The 13,986-nt window shown below is 74.5% G+C and carries 14 protein-coding genes; 6 read left to right on the top strand and 8 right to left on the bottom strand.

Annotated features, from left to right (window positions below; all coding sequences use genetic code 11):
* Nucleotides 1-6: 6 nt before the first annotated feature.
* The 5 genes from ACW14Y_RS28635 (at nt 7) to ACW14Y_RS28615 (ending at nt 5,585) form a co-directional block, all read left to right on the top strand.
* On the top strand, nt 7-930 hold the full coding sequence (locus ACW14Y_RS28635) for a carbohydrate ABC transporter permease (RefSeq protein WP_380300488.1): 924 nt from the start codon (nt 7-9) through the stop codon (nt 928-930).
* Nucleotides 930-2,219, top strand: a complete 1,290-nt coding sequence (locus ACW14Y_RS28630; protein WP_340634235.1) for a 6-phospho-beta-glucosidase — start codon at nt 930-932, stop codon at nt 2,217-2,219. The genes ACW14Y_RS28635 and ACW14Y_RS28630 overlap by 1 nt, the downstream gene beginning before the upstream one ends.
* A 196-nt stretch (nt 2,220-2,415) precedes the next feature.
* On the top strand, nt 2,416-3,435 hold the full coding sequence (locus ACW14Y_RS28625) for an N-acetylglucosamine kinase (RefSeq protein WP_380313162.1): 1,020 nt from the start codon (nt 2,416-2,418) through the stop codon (nt 3,433-3,435).
* A gap of 336 nt (nt 3,436-3,771) precedes the next feature.
* A complete protein-coding gene (locus ACW14Y_RS28620) occupies nt 3,772-4,362 on the top strand; it encodes a hypothetical protein (RefSeq protein ID WP_402723577.1) in 591 nt (196 codons plus the stop codon).
* 296 nt (nt 4,363-4,658) lie between these two features.
* Entirely contained in the window at nt 4,659-5,585 is a 927-nt protein-coding gene (locus ACW14Y_RS28615; protein ID WP_456983808.1) for a GNAT family N-acetyltransferase, read from the top strand.
* A 72-nt stretch (nt 5,586-5,657) separates the two neighbouring features.
* Here the strand turns inward: ACW14Y_RS28615 and ACW14Y_RS28610 are convergent, their stop codons facing one another.
* The 7 genes from ACW14Y_RS28610 to ACW14Y_RS28580 all read right to left on the bottom strand — a co-directional run bounded on the left by ACW14Y_RS28610 (nt 5,658) and on the right by ACW14Y_RS28580 (nt 12,199).
* On the bottom strand, nt 5,658-6,530 hold the full coding sequence (locus ACW14Y_RS28610; protein ID WP_380390061.1) for a hypothetical protein: 873 nt from the start codon (nt 6,528-6,530) through the stop codon (nt 5,658-5,660).
* Between the two features lie 20 nt (nt 6,531-6,550).
* Nucleotides 6,551-7,123 (bottom strand): papain-like cysteine protease family protein, encoded by a 573-nt coding sequence (locus ACW14Y_RS28605; protein ID WP_380307400.1) that lies wholly within the window; start codon nt 7,121-7,123, stop codon nt 6,551-6,553.
* A 228-nt stretch (nt 7,124-7,351) separates the two neighbouring features.
* Complete coding sequence (locus tag ACW14Y_RS28600) at nt 7,352-7,918, bottom strand: DUF4291 domain-containing protein (RefSeq protein ID WP_380307404.1); 567 nt, start codon at nt 7,916-7,918, stop codon at nt 7,352-7,354.
* A gap of 151 nt (nt 7,919-8,069) precedes the next feature.
* Entirely contained in the window at nt 8,070-8,879 is an 810-nt protein-coding gene (locus ACW14Y_RS28595; RefSeq protein ID WP_456983807.1) for a hypothetical protein, read from the bottom strand.
* A gap of 45 nt (nt 8,880-8,924) precedes the next feature.
* Entirely contained in the window at nt 8,925-9,428 is a 504-nt protein-coding gene (locus tag ACW14Y_RS28590; protein WP_380307408.1) for a SigE family RNA polymerase sigma factor, read from the bottom strand.
* A 177-nt stretch (nt 9,429-9,605) separates the two neighbouring features.
* On the bottom strand, nt 9,606-11,411 hold the full coding sequence (locus tag ACW14Y_RS28585; protein WP_456983806.1) for a glycoside hydrolase family 3 protein: 1,806 nt from the start codon (nt 11,409-11,411) through the stop codon (nt 9,606-9,608).
* Nucleotides 11,408-12,199: a tyrosine-protein phosphatase gene (locus ACW14Y_RS28580; RefSeq protein WP_402723571.1), complete on the bottom strand. Its 792-nt coding sequence runs from the start codon at nt 12,197-12,199 to the stop codon at nt 11,408-11,410. Before ACW14Y_RS28580 ends, ACW14Y_RS28585 begins: the two co-directional genes overlap by 4 nt.
* A gap of 151 nt (nt 12,200-12,350) precedes the next feature.
* On the opposite strand from ACW14Y_RS28580, the gene ACW14Y_RS28575 reads away from it, so the two are divergent.
* Nucleotides 12,351-13,208: a GntR family transcriptional regulator gene (locus ACW14Y_RS28575; RefSeq protein ID WP_402723570.1), complete on the top strand. Its 858-nt coding sequence runs from the start codon at nt 12,351-12,353 to the stop codon at nt 13,206-13,208.
* Nucleotides 13,209-13,218: 10 nt separating this feature from the next.
* On the opposite strand, the gene ACW14Y_RS28570 is transcribed toward ACW14Y_RS28575, so the two are convergent.
* Entirely contained in the window at nt 13,219-13,881 is a 663-nt protein-coding gene (locus tag ACW14Y_RS28570) for a TetR family transcriptional regulator (RefSeq protein WP_456983805.1), read from the bottom strand.
* Between the last annotated feature and the right edge of the window lie 105 nt (nt 13,882-13,986).

The raw sequence follows: 13,986 nt of genomic DNA, 5'->3' as shown, positions 1-13,986 counted from the left end.
ACGATCATGACTCTCAGCTCGACCCTCCCCACCGAGGCACCCGGGAAGCGGACCGGCCGGGGCGTCGCCCGCGGCCCCGTCACCGCCGCCGAGCGGGTCGCCCGCCGGCGCGCGCTGCTCAACTGGGTGGCCGTCCACTCGCTGGCGATCGCCGCCGGCCTCTTCTTCCTGCTGCCGTTCGTCTTCGTCTTCCTCACCTCGGTGATGACCGACAGCCAGGCACTCACCACCGACTACTGGCCCACCTCCTGGAACTGGGGCAACTACGGCAAGGTCTGGAACACCCCCGGCTTCCTCACCTGGTGGCGCAACACCCTGCTCTACGCGCTCGCCGGCACCGTGCTGACCGTCGTCTCCAGCCTGCCGGTCGCCTACGCCCTCGCGAAGTTCCGCTTCCGCGGCCGCAACCTGGCGATGATGGCGGTCATCTCGATGATGATGCTGCCGCCGCAGGTCACCATCATCCCGATGTACCTGTTCTGGGCGAAGCAGCTGGGCCTCGGCGGCTCGCTCTGGCCGCTGATCATCCCGATGGCCTTCGGCGACGCGTTCTCGATCTTCCTGCTGCGGCAGTTCCTGCTGACCATCCCCAAGGAGTACATCGAGGCGGCCCGGATCGACGGCTGCGGCGAACTGCGCACCCTGCTGCGGGTGGTGCTGCCGATGGCCAAGCCGGCCATCGCCGCCGTCGCGCTGTTCCAGTTCTTCTACTGCTGGAACGACTACTTCGGCCCGCAGATCTACGCGAGCAGCAACCACGACGCCTGGACCCTCTCCTACGGCCTGGAGTCCTTCAAGGGCGCCCACCACACCAACTGGAACCTCACCATGGCCGCCACCCTGCTGGTGATGGCCCCGGTGATCGTCCTCTTCTTCTTCGCACAGAAAGCCTTCATCGAAGGCGTGACACTGACAGGGGTCAAGGGCTGATGTCCGCACTCAAGCTGGCCATCATCGGCGGCGGTTCGACGTACACCCCGGAGCTGATCGACGGCTTCGCCCGGCTCCGCGACACCCTCCCGATCGGCGAACTCGTCCTCGTCGACCCCGCCGCCGACCGGCTGGAGCTGATCGGCGGACTGGCCCGGCGGATCTTCGCCAAGCAGGGCCACGGCGCGGTCGTCACCACGACCACCGACATCGAGGCCGGCGTCGCGGACGCCGACGCGGTGCTGCTGCAGCTGCGGGTCGGCGGACAGGCCGCCCGCAACGAGGACGAGACCTGGCCGCTGGAGTGCGGCTGCGTCGGCCAGGAGACCACCGGCGCGGGCGGACTCGCCAAGGCGCTGCGCACCGTCCCCGTGGTGCTCGACATCGCCGAGAAGGTCCGGCGGGCCAACCCGGACGCCTGGATCGTCGACTTCACCAACCCGGTCGGCATCGTCACCCGCGCGCTGCGGGAGGCCGGCCACAAGGCCGTCGGCCTGTGCAACGTGGCGATCGGCTTCCAGCGCCGCTTCGCCAAGCACCTCGGTGTCGACCCGGAGCTGGTCCGGCTCGACCACGTCGGCCTCAACCACCTCAGCTGGGAGCGCGGCGTCACCCTGCTCGACGCGCCCGGCGCGGCCGGCGGCCGGGAGGTGCTGCCGGAGCTGCTGGCCGGATTCGGCAAGGAGATCGCCGACGACATCCGGCTGCCGCAGCGGGTGGTCGAGCGGCTCGGCGTCGTGCCCTCCTACTACCTGCGGTACTTCTACCAGCACGACCTGGTGGTGGAGGAGCTGAAGGTCAAGGGCTCCCGGGCCGCCGAGGTCGCCGAGATCGAGCGGCAGCTGCTGGAGCTCTACGCCGACCCGGCCCTCGACACCAAGCCGGAGCTGCTCGCGCAGCGCGGCGGCGCGTTCTACTCCGAGGCGGCGGTGCAGCTCATCGCCGCGCTGCTCGGCACCGGCGGCGGGACCTCGGTGCAGGTGGTCAACACCCGCAACGACGGAGTGCTGCCGTTCCTGCCCGACGACGCCGTGATCGAGGTGCCGGCCGAGGTCGACGCGGCGGGCGTGCGCCCGCTGCCGCAGCGCCCGCTGGAGCCGCTGTACGCCGGCCTGGTCGCCGCCGTCACCTCGTACGAGCACCTGGCCCTGGACGCCGCCCTGCGCGGCGGTCGCGACCGGGTCTTCGACGCACTGCTCGCCCACCCGCTGGTCGGCCAGATCGAACTCGCCGACCGGCTCACGGACCGGCTGCTCGCCCACAACCGCGAGCACCTCGCCTGGGCCTGACCCGCCCGGCCTCCGCGCCGGACCCGTCCCGGCGCCGGACCGGGCCCTCGGCCCCCGGCCCGCACTCCGTGGGGGGAGTGCGGGCCGGGCCACCGGCGGCCCGGCGGACGGCGCCCGGCGGACGCCGGCAGGAGAAGCCATCCCCGGCCGGGAAAGACCCCCGGCCGGGCCACGTACGACGAGCCGCGGGGACCCGATGACCCACCAGCCCGAACCACACCTGCCAGGCGTCCTCGCCATCGACGCCGGCAACTCCAAGACCGACGTCGCCCTCGTCGGCGCCGACGGCCGTGTCCTCGGCTCCGCCCGGGGCGGCGGCTTCACACCTCAGAAGACCGGTGGCGCCGCCGCCGTGGCCGGCCTCGCCCCACTGGTCGAGGAGGCCGCCGCGGCCGCCGGGCTGACCGGCTGGACCGGCCCGCTGACCAGCCACGTCAGCGCCTGCCTGGCCAACGCCGACCTCCCGGTCGAGGAGGAGGCCCTGCGGGTGGCCCTGGAGACCCACCCCTGGGGCGTCAGCAACACCGTGGTCAACGACACCTTCGGCCTGCTCCGGGCCGGCACCGACGGCCCGCGCGGGGTCGCCGTCGTCTGCGGCGCCGGCATCAACTGCGTCGGACTGCTGCCGGACGGCCGCACCGCCCGCTTCCCCGCCCTCGGCGAGCTCACCGGCGACTGGGGCGGCGGCGCCGGCCTGGCCATCAGCAGCATGTGGCACGCCGTCCGCGCCGAGGACGGGCGCGGCGGGCCGACCGCGCTCGCGCCCGCGATCGCCGAGCACTTCGGCCTGCCCAGCGCCGGCGCCGTCGCCGAGGCCGTCCACCTCGGGCACCTGCCGTTCGCCCGGCTGCACGAGATCGTGCGGGTGCTGTTCGCGGTCGCCGGGGAGGGCGACCGGGCGGCGCTGGAGCTGATCGACCGGCAGGCCGACGAGATCACCCGGCTGGCGCTGGTCGCGCTGCGCCGCCTCGACCTGCTGGACACCCCGACCCCGGTGGTGCTCGGCGGCGGAGTGCTGGCCGCCCGGCAGTCGCTGCTGCTGGACAACCTGACCGCCCGCCTGGCGCGGGAGGCGCCGCTCGCCGAGCCCCGGGTCGTCGTCGCGCCGCCGGTGCTGGGGGCGGTCCTGCTCGGCCTGGACCACCTCCGGGCCGGGCCGCAGGCGCAGGAGCGGGCGCGGCTGGCGTACGACCCGGCGCACCCGGTGGCCGCGTAGCCTCGCCGGGCCGGGCCGGGCCGGACCGGACCGGGCCACCGGCTTGCCGGCCTGCTCGTCCGCTCGTCCGCTCGTCCGCTCGTCCGCTCGTCCGCTCGTCCGCTCGTCCGCTCACTGTCCTCCGCCCCCGCCGGGCCCGCACGCCCGGCGGGGGCGGTCGTGCGTCCGGGGCCGGAGCGGTGGGGGCGGGACCGTTGCCGCGGAACACTTTGCAAAGTCCTTTCGGGACTTTGCAAAGTGTTCCGGGGCGGCGCTGGCAGTGGAACGGAACCGGTCGGACGGATTCCACGTGTACGCGGGTGTCTCCTCCGGTCACGTTCCTGGAAGACTCATCCCATGACCGCGCCCCGCCGCCTCCTCCTCGCCGTGCTGCTCTGCTGCGCCGTCACCACCGGCCTCTCCGCCTGCACGCCGATCGACGAGGACCCGACGCTGGCGATGTCCTCGGACGAGGTCGGCGACGCCGACGACGGTGCGGACGCCGACGACCTGGAGGACACCGGGGAGGACGGGTACTCGGACACCGAGGAGTACTGGGCGGCCCCCGAGGCCGGGGCCGACCTCGACCTCGCCTCCCCCGCCTCCTCCCCCGCCGCCTGCGCGACCGGGGCCGGGCACCGGGTGGTCACGGTTCTGGAGGTCCGGGACGGCCGGCTGAGCGTCCGCCCGGCGGCGCCCGGCTGCCACCCCGACGCCGCACCGGTCGACCTCGCCCTGGCGGCACACGCCACCGCCACCCTGGTCGACCTCCCGCACGGCGAGCCGGCCAAGGAGGTCCAGTTGCCCGTCCTCCTGGACCACCTCGACACCTGTCTGTCCGACGGCGAACCCGAGCCCCCCTACGCCTGCTACGGCGACACCTACGACCTGGTCGTGGACGCCCGCGGCCGGATCACCCGGATCCGGGAGCTGCGGACGTCCTCCTGAGGCGTCCCGAGCCGTGCTGAGGCGTCCTGCACGGACGGCGGGGCTTGACCTCACGTGCGGTTGAGGTTGTCGGATGGTTCGTGACCGGTCCGGGCCACGCGGTCGATGCCCAGTCAGCGGCGTGGTCCGGGAACGGTCCCGGGGGCCGCCTCCGATCCTGCGATCGTGCCAGGAGGCGGCCCCCTCTCCCGTCCCCCGGTCCGAGCGGTCCGGCGGATCCGTCCGCGGGATCCGGCCCGGTCCGATCGCCGAATCCGGTCGACAGGAGCGGCGCGGGTGGCGCAGAGTCAGGACGCATGACCGACCTCGCCGGACTCCCGCCGCTCCCCGCCCGCTACCGGTCCGCACCGGCGGCCGTCGCCGACGCCCCCGCCGTCGCCCGGCTGGTCGCCGCCTGCGAGCGCGACCTGCTCGGCCGTACCGAGAGCGCGCCGGGCGACGTCGCCGCCGACCTCGCGCACCCCGCTCTCGACCCCGCCCTGGACGCCCTGCTGGTGCGGGACGGCCGCGGCGAGGTGGCCGGCTGGGCGTGGGTGCGCGGCGGACGGCGGAGCCGGGTGGACGTCCACCCCGGGCACCGGGGCGCCGGGTTGGGCGGCTGGCTGCTCGACTGGACCGAGGAACGGGCCCGGCGGGCGGGCGGGGAGCGGCTCGCGCAGGCCGTGGAGGACGGCGACCGGGCCGCCGTGGGGCTGCTGCGCTCGCGCGGCTACCTGCCGTTCGTCTCCCAGTGGCAGCTGGGGATCGCCCTGCCCGCCGCCGCGGTGGCTGCCGCACCGCCGCCGGGGATCTCCGTGCGGCCGTTCCGCCCGGGCGACGAGTCGGCGGCGCACCGGGTGACCGAGGACGCGTTCGACGAGTGGCAGGTGCGGCGCAGTCCCTACGAGGAGTGGGCGCCGCGGACGGTCGGGCACGACTCGTTCGCGCCCGCGCTCTCCCGGGTGGCCTTCGCCGACGGGGAGATGGTCGGCGCGGCGCTGGCCCTGGACGCGCCGGACCGCGGCGAGGGCCACGTCGAGCGGCTGGCCGTCCGCCGCGACCACCGGCACCGGGGGATCGCGCGGCTGCTGCTCGGCGAGGTGTTCGGCGCCTTCCACCGGCACGGCCGGGAGCGGTGCACCCTGTGGACGCACTCGGAGACCGGCGCGCTGCCGCTGTACGAGCGGTTGGGGATGACCGTCCGGCGCACCTCGTCGATGTACGGGAAGGCTCTCGGAGTCTAGGGGGCTTTGCAAAGTCGCGTCGGACTCTGCAAAGCCCCCGGGTCCGGCTCACGCCGGGGTGGCGGGCAGCGCTCAGACGGTGCCGCGGCGGCGGCGCCGGAACCGGCCGAGGGCGGCGGCGCCGCCCGCGAGGGCGAGGGCCGCGATCGAACCGCCCGCGAGCAGGGGGGTGCGGGAGGTCGGTTCGGCGGCCCGGCCGTCGGGCCCGTAGCCGCTGGACATGCCCCGGGTGTCGTACTCGGAGCCGGGCAGCTTGTCGGCGTAGCGGGCCTTGACCACCTTCTGGTAGTCGGCCAGCGAGATCGTCGACCTGCCGTCGATCCCGTCCCTGGCCTGGTCGTTGAGGGGCTCGACGGTGGTGAGCGTCAGCCGGTACCAGCCGCGGATCTGCGGTTCGGTGAAGACCAGGGAGCCGGGCGTCGCGCTGCCCGCGTACCCGGCGTCGCTGTCGCCGTCCCGCACCCCCGCGAGGTGCCAGCCGCCGCCCTCGCTCGGGGCCAGCAGCACGGTGGCGGTGCGGTCGTTGACGGCGCCGCCGATCGAGGAGACCAGGTGGCTGAGCCTGACCGCCGAGGTGGGGACCGGCAGCGCGGTGCCCGCGACGAAGTCCGGGGTGATCTCGTTGACCGCGAGCGGGTCGTTGAGGGTGAACGCGGGCAGGCCGGCGCACGGTTCCGGCGTGTCGGGGATCGTCACCATGCCGTCGGCACCGGTGTCGGACCCGGCGCCGGGCAGCGGGGTGGAGAGGAAGCGGCAGACGGCGTCGTGGACGCCGGCCGACCGCACCACGTCCAGGGCGGCCTGGTAGTCGGGGATGTCGACGGCCCGGGCCGGACCGGCGGCGGACAGCAGTACGGAAGCACCCAGCGCCAGGACGAGGGGCAGCCGGGCGAGCGGGGAGAACCGGGCGGCCTTCCGGCCGACGGGCTCGATTCGGTCACGCATGTGTCGTCCTCCTTCTCTGTCTAGCGGGAGATGCCGGTACGGGAGTGGGTCCACTGGAACGAGCTGTTGTTGACGTAGTCGGCGTAGTTCCACCACGTGTAGGTGGCGGTGTCCGGCCACGGGTCGCCGACCGCGATCGTGTTGTTGGAGGTGTCGAAGCCGTAGACCACGTTCATGTGGCCGCCGCCGGACTTCCAGCCGATCCGGGCGCCGATCGGCCGGGCGGCCTTGACGTCGGTGGTGACCTCGGCGAACGACGCCGCGCGAACGAGACCGGTGCCGGGCTTGGCCATGCCCAGGCTGTACCAGGCGTTGGCCATGTCCTCCAGCCTGGCGGGCTGGTTGTCACAGCTGGGACCGCCGGCGTACGAGGAGGCCCGCTTGCAGAAGTCCGCCTGGGTGGTGCCGTATCCCTGGAACTTGGCGATGGTGAGCCCGGAGGCCGACCAGCACCACTGGGTCTTCTCCTGCTTCAGCATGGTGATCTGGTCGTAGCCGGACTCCGCGTGGGCCGTACCGCCCGCGGCCAGGAGGACCGCCGAGGCCGCGAGTGCCAGCGCCGGTCCGGTGACCGTGTACCTGAATCTGCTCATGTCCCTGCCTTTCCATGGGGCGTGGGCTGCCCAGCGCCATGACAGCGCGGACCGCACCCGTTCACCGGACGGCTCGTCGGGGGCAGGGCCGAAGGAGTTGTTAGCCGTATAAGAGTCGAATGGCTGGAAGTATTCGTAGTCGGAGGGCCCTTGGGGCGACCGGATCGAACAGCCGTCGGCGGCCACGCACGAGAAGTCGGAACGGCCGACTTTCCGATCCGGCCGCGTTCAGCCGTCCATGCCCAGCCGGGCCGCGATCGGGGCGGGCAGCGGGTACGGACGCTCGGGCGGGAGGAGGCGTTGGGCCCGGTCCGCCCGGCCGCCGCGGACGAGGTCGGCGATCTTCCGGACCTGCGGGGTGAGGTCGGTGATGCCGGTGATCCACTCTTCGGCGAAGGTCCGGATCAGCGTCCGGCCCACGCCCACCTGGATGCTGTAGTGGTTGAGCGCGGCACCCCGCAGCGAGCGCTCCGGGTCCCACTGGACGTGCACCTCGGCGCGGGCGAGCTCCCCCGGGTCGGCGGTGGTCAGGACGGCGCGGCGCAGGGCCTCCTCCCAGCCGGCGCGGGTGATCCGGACGGCGAGCACGCGTTCCTGGCCGGGCTTGCGCGCCCAGTTGCTGCGGTGCATCAACCAGGCGAACGAGGGCTTGATCCAGGTCGTCCGGCCGAAGGAGAAGGGCGGCACGAACCGCTGTGCGGCGACGGCCGGTTCGGCGACGGCGGGGGCGTACGCCTGGTAGAGGGTGATAGTGGTGGCGTCGAAGTCGGCCCGGATCCCGCGCAGGTGCTGCATGGCGTCCGACTCTGCCAGCGGCGCGGCGGGCGGAGCGACCGGTTTTCGACGAGGTCGCGGGCCCGGTGGCGGCGTCGGGGGCGCGGGCGGTCGCCCGCCCGCGCCCCCGACGGTGCCTCGCCCGGAACGCGCGAGGCACCGCGACCCCCGGCTAGCGGTTCCAGTGCGGGCTGAGGGCGATGGCCTGCAACTGGTCGATGGTCAGCGGGGGTTCGGCCCGGGTGGGACCGGCGGTCGTCGCCTTCTCCGGGATCCGGTCGGTGTTGAGCTCGTCCACGTCGACCTTCCGGCCGTCCGGGTGGAGGACGTGCACCGACCAGAGCAGGTAGCCACTGGTCAGCCTGGCCTTCTCGGCCTTGACCTGGGTGCCGTCCGCGAGGATGTCGCAGAAGAGCCATGGCCCCGGGTCGCAGGTGGGGGTGCGCCGGTCGATGTCGGCGAGCCTCACACCGACGGAGGCCCCGCCGCGTCCGTCGTCGTAGAGGACGTATCCCGAGGCGGTTACGGTCTGGCTCATCGTGACGCGTCCGTCCTCGAAGGCTCCGCTGCTGGACACCCGGGTGGTCGTTCCCGGAGGCATGAATGCCGCCAGTTGCGCCGAGATCGGTCCCGAGCGCGGGCCGCCGACGGGCGGGGCGGCGGACGGGGGTCGGGTCGGAACGGGCACGAGCGTCGCCGTCGGGGCGGGCGCGAAGGTCGGGGCCGACGTCGGGGCCGACGTCGGGGTCACGGCCGGCAGCAGGGCGGGCGCGGCCCCGGGCGAGAGCTGCGCGGCCCCCAGCACGGCGGCCCCGGCGACGACGGCGGCCAGCGCGGCGAGCTGGGCCCGGCGGACGAGCCGGAGCCGGCGGCCCCGCGCGGCCGCGCCGAGGACGAGGTCGGCACGGTGCGGGCCGAACGCGTCGGAACTGTGCCGCATCGCTTCGTGCAGACGTCGGCCGGACTGCTGATCGGGGCTCACGGTGCTCTCCTTTCGAGGGGCGGGGACAGCGGGTCCACGGCCCGCTCAGAGGTGTGCGAGGTCGGCGAGCAGCTCGTCGCCGAGTACGGCGCGGAGTTTCTGCAGCGCCCGCAGGCTGCGGGTGCGGACGGCGCCGGGGTTCAGCTGCATCATCCGCGCGGTCTCCTCGACCGACCGGTCCTCCCAGTAGCGCAGCACCAGCACCGCCCGTTCCTTGGGGGCGAGCCGGGCGAGCCCGTCCAGCAGGGTCAGCCGCAGCTCGGGGTCGCCGGAGGCCCCGGCGCCCTCCGGGAGCCGTTCGACGGGGCGTTCCTGCGCACTGCGCCGGCGGCGGTACGAGGTGAAGGTGCGCACCAGGACGGTGTGGGCGTACGCGGCCGGCGCGTGCGTGCGGTCGATCCGCCGCCACGACCGGTACATCTTGGCGAGCGTCTCCTGCACGAGGTCCTCGGCCAGATGCCGGTCGCCGGTGAGCAGGCACGCCGTGCGGAAGAGCTGGTCGCTGCGGGCGTGGGCGAACTCCAGGAAGTCCGCGGGTGTGTCCCCCACCGAATGGTCCCCTCTCGAACTGATGTCACCACCAACACGCTCCAGGACCGACGGCGCGTTACAGGGCTCGCGGCACCGAACGAAGCGGGAGACACGGAACAGGAGGTGCGGAGCAGGAAGTCGGTCCGGCCGACTTCCTGCTCCGCACCTCCTGCTCAGGGTCGGGCCGGACGCGCCTCAGACCGGGCGGCTCCCGCCGCGCGGCGCGGTCGGGTGGCCGAAGCGGAACAGCGGGTCGGCGGTGTCGAAGGGGACGTCCTCCCGGGCGGCGTCGACGGCCGCGTCGGAGCGCGGGAGGTCGAAGGGGAGGGTGCCGGTCATCGGGGTGCGGCCGAGGACGGCGTCCAGGACGAGGTCGTCGGCGGCGCCGAACTCGCCCACCAGCAGGGCCGCGTGGGGTGCCAGCGGGGTGAGGACGGCGGGGCGCTCCAGCTGGGCGACGAGCGCCGTGGGCAGCGCCTCGGCGAGCGCCGCCAGCCGGGCCGCCTCGGCCGGTTCGAACTCCAGCGAGCCGGAGTGGAAGGCCTGCTCCAGCAGCCCCTCGCGCTTCTCGTAGGGCGTGGCGAGGCGGAGCACCGCGAGGTCGGCGTCCTCGGGCCGGTCGACGACGGTGCCGTAGCGGGCGGCCACGGCCGGGTCGACGCCCTCGACGTAGAGGCGGGTGCCGGTGAGCGGGCGGCCGGCCAGGTGGACCAGCGAGCGGGCCTGGAGTTCGCGCCCGAGTGCGCGGCCCTCGGGCGTGCCGACCGTCGCGGCGGCGGCCTCGACGTCCACGTACGGGTCGTCGAACAGGCCGAGGCGGAACTTGTCGCGCAGGAGGCGGCGGACGGACTCGTCGAGGCGCGCCTCGGTGACGGCGCCGGAGCGGACCGCGCCGAGGATCAGTTCCGGGTCGGTCTCGCCGCCGAGCTGGTCGGCCCCGGCGTGCAGGGTGAGCGCCACCTGCTCCGGTACGGACAGCTCCTCGACGCCCCAGTGCCGCGGCGGCAGGCTGACGATGCCGGGGACGTCCATGCCGGTGATGGCGTTGAAGTCGGTGCAGACCACGCCGTCGAAGCCGTACTTCCCGCGCAGCAGTCCGGTGATGACGTCGTGGTTGAAGTTGGCGCCGACCTCGGCCAGTCCGCTGCCGGAGGGGATCGCGTAGGCGGGCATGATCTGCGCGGTGCCCGCCTCGAAGGCGGCCTCGAAGGGGCGCAGGTGCCGGTCGAGCGCGCCGCCCGGGTAGACCAGTCGGCGGCCGGCCGCGAAGTGCGAGTCCTCGCCCTTGAACTGCGGGCCGCCGCCGGGGAAGTGCTTGGTCATGCAGGCGACGCTGTCCGGGCCGATCGGCCCGCCCTGGAGGCCGCGGATGTAGGCGGCGATGATCCGGGAGGCGCGGTCCGGGTCCTCGCCGAAGGTGCCGCTGATCCGGGCCCAGCGCGGTTCGGTGGCGAGGTCGGCCATCGGGTGGATGGCGACCCGGATGCCGACGGCCCGCAGTTCGCGGCCGATCAGCGCGGCGTAGCGCTCGACGAGTTCCGGGTCGTCGGTGGCGGCCAGCCCGATCGGCTCGGGGCCGGTGGAGAAGCCGCCGCCGGTGAAGGCGGTGGCCGGGTTGGCGGTAAAGCCGTGCCGGGGGTCGGAGGCGAGGGTGACCGGGATGCCGAGGCGGGCGGCGGAGGCGAGGTCCTGGACGTGGTTGTTCCACTCGGCCATGGCGCGGGCGTCGGGGACGGCCATCATGGCGAAGGCGGTGAGGCCGTGTTCGGTGACCAGGTGCTCGCCGGAGGGGAAGGGGCCCTGGTTGCCGGGGAGCATCCGGCCGTGGAGCATCAGGGCGGCCTTCTCCGGCAGGGTCATCCGGGCCAGGAGGTCCTCGACGCGTTCCTCGACGGGCAGCCGCGGGTCCTCGTAGGGCTCCATGGTGCCGTTGTGGTTGAGGTCGCGGAACGGCGTGCCGTCGGTGTGGTGCAGCGGCGCCGGGCGGCTCGCGGCGCTCACGCGGTCACCCCGGCGGCGGCCTTGGCGCGGAAGGCGGCGACGGTCCCGGCGTCCACGCCGCAGTGGGCGAGGAAACCCTCGGTGCCGCCGTAGCGGCTGCCGACCAGCTCCAGGAAGGCCGCCATCGCACCGGCCGGGGCCTCCAGCAGCGGGCGGGGGACGGTCAGGGTGCCGTTCTCGTAGTCGTTCAGCGCGGCCCGGTTGCGCTCGGCCAGGCCCTCGAAGATCTGGGTGAGCGCGGCGCCGGTGCGGGCGTAGTCGGCGACGATCTCCTCGGTGGGCACGCCGAGCAGGTCGAGCAGCAGGGCGGTGAGGAGGCCGGTGCGGTCCTTGCCGGCGGCGCAGTGCAGCAGCACGCCTCCGGGGCGGGCGGCGGCCTCGACGGCGAGCTTGACGGCCTCGGGGGCGGACTCGGCCATCAGCAGGTAGAAGGCGCCGAGGTCGGCGTCGGTGGTCATCGCCCGCATGGCCGCCGCCAGGTCGCCGTTGGTGGGCTGGATGCGGGCGGCCACCACCTCGACGCCGTCGGCCGCCGACACCGCCCAGTCGTCGTCCCGGGCCTCGGCGTCGCCGCGCAGGTCGACGACGGTGCGGACGCCGGCGGTGCGCAGCTGGGCGGCGATGTCGGCGTTGTCGTGGGGGAAGGGCTGGGCGGAGCGGTACAGGGCGCCGGGGCGGATCCAGCGGCCGGCGGGGTCGGCGAGGGTGGCGGGGTCGCGGAAGTTGACCAGGGTCATGGTGGGGGCCTCTCGGTGGTGGGGGTCGGTCGAGGGAAAGGGGAAAGCCATGGGGAAAGCCATGGGGAGGGCCATGGTGCGGCGAGACATCTAGACGTCTAGATGTCTACCTGGCGGATCGGGGCCGGGGCAAGCGGCGCCGGGGTGAACTTCCGGACAACCCCGGACGGAAGCCGCCCCGCGGCTCCGTAGGATCGGGCGCGTGGCAACGCACCGAAGCGACACCCCGCTGTACCGCCGGCTGGCCCGGCAGCTCCAGGAGCGCATCGACGCCGGGACGTACCCGGCCGGCTCCCGGCTGCCCAGCGAGCCGGAGCTGAGCGCCGACTTCGGCGTCAACCGGCTGACCGTCCGGCAGGCGGTGGCGGAGCTGGAGCGGGCCGCGGTGCTGGAGATCCGCCGGGGTGTGGGGACCTTCGTCCGCCCGCCGGCGGTGCGGGTCTCGATCACCGTCGACCCGCGCAGCCAGCGGTTCGACCTCGGCAGTGTCCACCGCGCCCTGCCGCTGGACGCCGCCCTGCCGTCGGGCACGCCCCTGCCGGAGGGGACGGCGGGCGTCGTCGAGGGCGACGGCGAGACCGTGGTGGCGGCCCCGGCCGTCGGCGGTTCCGCCGAGGACGGCGAAGCCGCCCGGCAACTCGGCCGCACGGTCGGGGAGTTGTCCCGGGTGGACACGGTGATCAGGATCGGCGGCCGGCCCCGGGTGGCGAACAGCTACTGGGTGCCGACCCGGCCGCTGCCGCCCGGACTGCAACGGCCGGGACGGCCGGGGAACATGGTGCTCGCCCTGGCCGGGGCGGCCGGGGTGGAGCTGGAGTACGACTGGCGGGCGTTCGGCGCGATCGGCGCGGACCTCGCCGACGCGGAGCTGCTCGGAGTGCCGCCGGGCACCCCGCTGCTGGTCCGCGAGGGGGTCAGCTGCACGCCGGACGGCACACCCGCGCTGTACGTGCGGCGGCGGATCGACGGCAGCAGCGCGCGGTTCGTGCTGCACTACCGCGAGCCCGGCGGGACGGACGGCGGGACGGAGAACGCGGGCGGGTCCGGGCCCGCCGAGTAACCGGGCGCGCTCACCCGGCGGGCCCGGACGGTACGACCGTCGGCACCGGCCCCGCTTCCGGCTCCGGCCCCGCGAGCGGCCCGAGCAGCTGCCGGAACGCCACCGCCCAGTCCGCCAGCGGCCGCCCCTCCTCGCCGTCGACGACGTGCCGCCGGGTCATCCCCGCCAGCAGCGCCGCCAGGGCGTGCGGCCGCAGGTCGGCGGCCACGTCCACGCCCAGCCGGTCGGCCGCGATCGCCGCCGCCCGCTGCGAGAACGTGTCGATCATGATCAGCGCGAAGTCGTGCACACTGCGGATCCCGATGAACCGGCGCCGCAGCGCCCGGCGCCGCGCCGTGTGCGCGGCCGGCTCCTCCAACTGACCGTCGGTGGTGGCCCCGGCGTGCTCGAAGGCCTCCCAGATGCCGAGCTCGGACGGCGCGGCGGCGAAGGCGTCCAGGACCGCGAGCCCGAAGTCCATGCCGAAGAGCAGGGCCTCCTTGCACTCGTAGTACCGGAAGAAGGTGCGGTGGGCGACGTCCGCGCGCCGGCAGATCTGGTCCACCGTGGTGCTCTCGAAGCCCTGCTCCTCGAAGAGGTCGAGCCCCGCCGTACGGATCGCCTGTCTGGTCCGCGCGCGTTTGCGGTCGCGCAGTCCGGGCTCCGCCGCGGTGTCCGTCCCCTGCCCCTGCATCCTGCTCGCTCCTCGTCAACTGCGGTGCCGCAAGCGGCCTTGGTCGTACGGAATCACGCCCGGAGCGACCGCTCAAGCCCACCGCGAAGTCGTCGCCGGCTCGAC

The sequence above is a fragment of the Kitasatospora sp. cg17-2 genome, from assembly GCF_054031055.1.
The sequence above is the reverse complement of the archived record's forward strand: the minus strand, read 5'-3'. Positions and strand labels throughout refer to the sequence as shown.